Source organism: Paenibacillus sp. MZ04-78.2, assembly GCF_024213375.1.
Taxonomy (GTDB): Bacteria; Bacillota; Bacilli; order Paenibacillales; family NBRC-103111; genus Paenibacillus_G.
This window is the reverse complement of sequence record NZ_JANAVJ010000087.1, coordinates 1-5,720: the sequence shown is the minus strand read 5'-3', so window position 1 is coordinate 5,720 and position 5,720 is coordinate 1. Positions and strand designations below refer to the sequence as shown.

Genomic DNA, 5,720 nt, shown 5'->3' with positions numbered 1-5,720 from the left:
CGCCATCGTGTTGTGATCTTTCGGGACTTTGAAGGTCGAGAAATCCGAGTCGCCACAGACCTAATGCAGGTCACTGCTGAGCAAATCGCGCAGATGTACAAAGCTCGTTGGCAGATAGAGGTATTCTTTCGTTGGATTAAGCAACATTTGAACATTCCTACGTTGTTTGGGACAACAGAGAACGCCGTTTATGGTCAGTTATTTGCGGCATTGATGGTGTACGTTCTGCTGAAATGGCTGTTTGACTCTGCTTCTGCATCCATATCCCGGCATGTGGAACTCTCTTTTGTCCGATTTACACGTTTATTCGCTCTTCATCTGCTGCCTGCTGAATGGCTTGTAAAGATTCAATATATTGTGCAAACACATAACCCCCAGAGGGTTGTTTAGATTACATAATTTGGTTAATCAACAGGCGTGCTATACCATTAAAGTGTCAGAAGCTAGGAAAATAACAACCATTTTGAGAACATTTGTTCTATTTCTAGAGAAAAAATAACCTCTAGTAGAGGAACGTTTGTTCTCATTATCAACTAAACTATACCGCAATATTCTATATTAAGGTAACAAGTGAATTTTGCATGATGAGGGGTGTTCTATCATTATAGCATGAGGCGCACAAAGACCATCTTCAGTTAACGACGGACGGATAGCCACGAGTTGTCGAGAATTGAATTAGGTTGGAACACTATGATTAGCCGCGGCATTTAGATGCTAGCCCAAAAAGATTCGATTTTTTAATAACAGGGTTGTTTCCTGCTTCCTAGTTCACACTTTTAGAATATATCTGGCCGATACCTGAATGTTCGAGATAAGCATGAAGGGTATCTATCTCGCCGGTATATAAAAAATGGGAGGGAACTACTCATGGCCATCAATTATGTGTTTAAGGAAACAACCGATTTTTATACTATTGTCACTCCGGTATCGAATATTACAACCAGACAGATCGCGGATAACATTTCGGCCGTTAATGATTACGGTATTAATGGAGGGTTTTTCAACTCTCCTAACGGATATAACAATCCACCAACTGAATCGCTGTCGATTGCCTGGAGCAGTATCTACGGTGATCATGGATCAACAAATGCATATGGAAATAAATCACGTGGGACAGTAGTTATTTTCGAAGATTACTTCGATAACTACAAGTTAAAGGGAGCAATCCTTCGAGCGACATCGACTACCGATGTAAAAAACCAACTTGGCTATAACCATCGGTACAGGGCAATGATTGGAGGTGGTAGCCTGTCTCTTGGCATTGATTCCAACTCCACTTGGAAAGACACCGTATTCACAAATGAGGAATGGAGCGGCTTATATCCTGAATTTGCATTGACGAACAGAACATGCCTTGGTCTTAAAAACAACGGTTCGGAAACCTATGCGTTTCTTGCAACATCTAAAGGCTGGAAAAGTATGTATGCATGTAGGGATTATCTGAAAAGTGAAGGTTGCTTTGATGGTATCTTCCTTGACGGCAGTGGCTCTTCGCAGATGCGCTGCTTGTCTAACGACAATGTAAATATCTATGTCAATGGTGGTGACGGCCGGAAGATTTGGAACATCGTTACCTTGATTAATAAGTCGTAAGCATAGGAAGAGAAGAACTCCCCAAAATCACGGGGAGTTCTTCTTCATGCTACGGAGCGATATTTAACAAAATAAACGTGAGGAGCAGAAATCCTAAAAGGATGGGTGTAATAATTACGCCCGCGATAAAGCCCTTTATCCAGGTTGAATTTGCTTTATGTCTCCATCCAATTGAGAGCCCGACTGGAATACTAATTACGATGACCACGATCATTCTCGAAATAAACTGGATGTGGCCCTCTGCATTTTGTATCGTATCTAACCAACGTGCAGGGTCAATATAAATAATGGGTAGAATGAAGTATAGCAGTACAACAGTAATGGATGAGATGAAAAAGCCTCTTTTAAACAAAATGGTTCACCTCCACATTATGTATAACTATACAAACGAGAGTTCCCAAATAAAAGTTGCGATTCAGACTCGATCCTGATACCAGGCCACAAAGACAGTCTGGCGGGGCTCTAAACCATGGTGAATGTGTAATAAGAGGAACAGATATATTTGACATGCATTAGCGCATATTGGTGTCCGCAGAAAGATAAAGTGTTATACTGGACCCATAGAATTTGAGCGAAATTTGAAGTTGAGAATCGTTAGGATTTGGGAAATAAGTTAGACTGAAACAAGAATAGGGCATGTAATTTACTGATTGTGAAAAAAAGATTGGCGAGGAAACCTATTTTCCTATTTTTTACCAATTACTATCACTCATAACGCTAATAGAGCGCACCCCGCCTCCAGGGTTGATCTTGCTTCATGGGCACTTAATTCGCCTGCCAGAACTTTTTGGCATAAATCATGTAAGAAAACTGAATCAATGGCAGTAATCGCACTATCGATTAACCCCTCTTGGATATCTCTAGCCTTATAAAAATCACTGCGTTTATCCGGAGGGTTTTTGCATGAATGGTTGACAACTAATAACGCTGGTACGGTATGCGTCTGATATTCCCTTGAGTAACGGAGTTGATGTGCTTGGGTATCTTGAATCATTTGTTGATTGGCGCCTCGTTCGGTAGCTTTTGCTTCAACAAGAGCAAAATAACCATTCTCATCGTGTATACGAAAATCTTCACGCTTCCGGTTACCGGTATCGGCCAATTTATCTACATCAGTAACATCGAACCCTAAATAGGTTAATGCTAGGCCAACTGCCTCCGCATAGACGTCATCTTTGCCAACAAGTAAGTGATCCATCCAGTTTATAGCTTCATGTGTTTCGTTTATTTTTTCATCGTAATCTTCCAATTTTTTTATTACTTGTTGTACAAACTCATCTCTCTCTTGTTTCAATTTCTTAACAGTGATAGGTTTATAATCTTCAAGCCACCCATGAATTGATTTGGTGAACAAATGGGATTTGTCTATGGAAAAATATTCTTTAATTAGTGCTAAGGCAACATCAGTATTTTTAGCTTCAAACGAAGGAAGGAGTAAGATTGATCCTTTGTCACCATTTTTTTGGAGTTCTAGACACAGGGCCGCCCCATCAACACTATCATCTCGTATATGCCATATTTGATTATGCATCCAAATCTCGTCATCGAAGACAGTTAAATCTTTTTGAACTGCAAAGACCAAATGCTTAGCTGATCTAACAAACCTTTGATAAATCTGTGCAACGATAGATTCCGTTGTTTGAATGGAACTACCTCGATATTTCGGAAATTCCGGTTCAGGGGCCCTGTTTCCGAATTGTTGTTTTATATTTTCATAAAACGACCCGGGAATATACTTCCTGCTCATATTAACACGCCAGCGTGCTCTACTCCAATAGAATTGAGGTCTTGTGGTGAAACACCTTCATCAATAAATAAGATGGTTATACCGCCTTTTTTCCATATCTCTTCCACCAGGTGAAATAAAAAGGGCATCTCCTCTATTGAGCCTTCTGACATCTTTCTGTTAGACATTTCGCTGATTGCTTCATCTCTGACATTGAATAACATGATTTCAACATCAATGATTGCACATGGCATGAAATATTGTCCTTGGTCAGCTGCAAGTAATCCAGTAGAACCTTTATGAACGTTATAACCGGCATTTTGAAGTTTTTCAACCTCTTGTTTACTGAAGTCAAAAGTTAAAATTCTAGGCATGTGTGAGCGTCAAATACTCCCCAGCGCGCCTAGCCAAGCTAGGCACAACTAGCTGATGAAAGTTCAGCCGAGGTAGGGACCAAGCCGCCTCGTAGCCAGCAGGCAGACGTCAGGGAAATCTGGCGGCTGAAGCCCTGTGAAAACTGCGCAGAGCGCAGTCGCAAAACCGCAGGCCGTAACAACCGTGAATCCTGCCGCATCGTCAATTGAAACCCGAAAGGGACAAGAGAGTGTCGAGCCTCGTGGGGTGCAGGCGAAGACCATGGAACACGCGAAGAACTTGGAATGCAGCGTGGAAGAACTCTCCGGTGTAGAGGGATCGGCATGTGGTGAAAGTTGTGTCTGGAACTAGGGAGACCCTCCCCCGCACGGCGGCAAGTCGCCGTAAACGGCGAACCTATAAGCAGTTTAAAATGCGAAATGGCGAGCCGCGGGAAGGGAGCCGGAGAGGGCCATACTACCAATGAAGCAAGGACAACATAACCTTGCGGAGGGAAGGGCCCTCACTTCGTTCATGGAAACCGGGGAGGTAAGAGCGAGTGAATGCCAGAGAATTGGCTAACTACACCAAAGTAAAGTTCAAGAACTCCAACGGACCCTCTACCTTGCGGCTAAGGAAAGCCGGAAGAGAAGGTTTCATGCTTTGTATGACAAGCTGTACCGGAAAGACATCATGCAAATGGCATGGAAACAGGTCAAAGCCAATGGCGGAAGTGCCGGGATCGATCGAATGACGATTGACCACATCGTGAATCAATACGGGGAAGAGAAGTTGCTGGACGAGACGATAACCATGCTGAAAGAAGGCACCTACCGGCCCGAGCCTGTACGTAGGCAAGATATTCCTAAAGGGGACGGAAAAATGCGACCGCTGGGAATCCCGACAGTTCGGGATCGGTTGGTCCAAATGGCAGCAAAAATCGTCGTGGAGCCTATTTTCGAAGCGGATTTTAAAGACTGTTCATTCGGATTTCGACCGAAACGGAGCACACAGGATGCGACGCGACGGATAAGGAAAACCGTTAATGAAGGGTCGATCTACTGGGTGGTTGATGTGGATATCACCAGCTATTTCGATAACATCCCGCATGAGAAACTCATGAAGCTGGTCGAGCAACGAATCAACGACCGGCGAATACTGAAACTCATTCGGAAATGGCTCAAAGCGGGATTCGTGAAAGAGAATCAGTTTCACGAGACGGAGATCGGAAGCCCGCAGGGTGGTGTGATCAGTCCGCTTCTGGCAAACCTCTATTTGAATTATTTGGATACGTTATGGGAGAAACAGTTTGCCCATGTAGGAACACTGGTTCGTTATGCGGATGATCTCGTCATTCTATGCCATCGGAAAGAGCAAGCACTTAAAGCCATCGGTGTGCTAAAAGCCATACTTGCCAAATTGGAACTGACAATGAACACGAAGAAATCGAAGTTGGTTAAAATCTGGGACGACTCGCAAGGGTTTGACTTTCTAGGGTATCACCACCGCCGATTCCCTGTCATGAGAAAGGGGGCAGTACGGCTCGAATCTTGCGAACGATTCCGTCGCAAAAAGCGATGAAAAAGATGCGAGCCAGAGTGAAGGAAGTAACAGGATCTCGAAGTTTCTTGAAGGGCACGTTGAATGAACGGATAGCTATATTGAATCCTATCATTCAAGGGTGGCGAAACTACTACGCTGCGATAGACCCCGGAGTTGCCAACCGATTTCTGAGTAAGATTGACTGGTACATTCGCAAACGGCTTATCCTCTTCTGGAACAAGAAACATAAACGCAGGAAAGCACAGCATGCCCAACTTCATCAGATGCTTAATGTCATCGGCCTGAAAACCGTCTCTTCATGGGGAGTACGTACTGCCCACGGTGAAGAACGTCGGAAAGCCGTATGCGGGAAAACCGCACGTACGGTTTGATGAGAAGGGGCTGGCAGCCCCAGCCCTTTACTCTACCCTAGAAAAACGACGGGATTCATGAGATCATATACGTAACTGATTACGACGCGCACGCGAAAAGGTATGGATCAATG

At 43.8% G+C, this 5,720-nt stretch carries 6 protein-coding genes; 4 read left to right on the top strand and 2 right to left on the bottom strand.

Annotated elements, in window-relative coordinates; translation table 11 throughout:
• Nucleotides 1-390, top strand: a 390-nt coding sequence (locus tag NLX71_RS26920) for a transposase (protein WP_309248993.1), incomplete at its 5' end; no start/stop codon positions are given.
• A 477-nt stretch (nt 391-867) separates the two neighbouring features.
• A complete protein-coding gene (locus NLX71_RS25855) occupies nt 868-1,593 on the top strand; it encodes a phosphodiester glycosidase family protein (RefSeq protein WP_254366653.1) in 726 nt (241 codons plus the stop codon).
• 709 nt (nt 1,594-2,302) lie between these two features.
• Here the strand turns inward: NLX71_RS25855 and NLX71_RS25850 are convergent.
• The gene (locus NLX71_RS25850) at nt 2,303-3,340 is read right to left on the bottom strand and encodes a hypothetical protein (protein WP_254366652.1); all 1,038 of its coding nucleotides are present in this window, start codon (nt 3,338-3,340) and stop codon (nt 2,303-2,305) included.
• On the bottom strand, nt 3,337-3,693 hold the full coding sequence (locus NLX71_RS25845) for a hypothetical protein (protein WP_254366651.1): 357 nt from the start codon (nt 3,691-3,693) through the stop codon (nt 3,337-3,339). The genes NLX71_RS25850 and NLX71_RS25845 overlap by 4 nt, the downstream gene beginning before the upstream one ends.
• Nucleotides 3,694-4,336: 643 nt before the next feature.
• Between NLX71_RS25845 and ltrA the strand changes: the two genes are divergently transcribed.
• Both ltrA and NLX71_RS25835 read left to right on the top strand, forming a co-directional pair.
• Nucleotides 4,337-5,254 carry a group II intron reverse transcriptase/maturase gene (gene ltrA / locus NLX71_RS25840; protein ID WP_254366650.1) on the top strand — a complete coding sequence of 306 codons (918 nt, stop codon included), beginning with the start codon at nt 4,337-4,339 and terminating at the stop codon, nt 5,252-5,254.
• Nucleotides 5,251-5,607: a group II intron maturase-specific domain-containing protein gene (locus tag NLX71_RS25835; RefSeq protein ID WP_309248994.1), complete on the top strand. Its 357-nt coding sequence runs from the start codon at nt 5,251-5,253 to the stop codon at nt 5,605-5,607. The genes ltrA and NLX71_RS25835 overlap by 4 nt, the downstream gene beginning before the upstream one ends.
• The last annotated feature ends 113 nt before the right edge of the window (nt 5,608-5,720 follow it).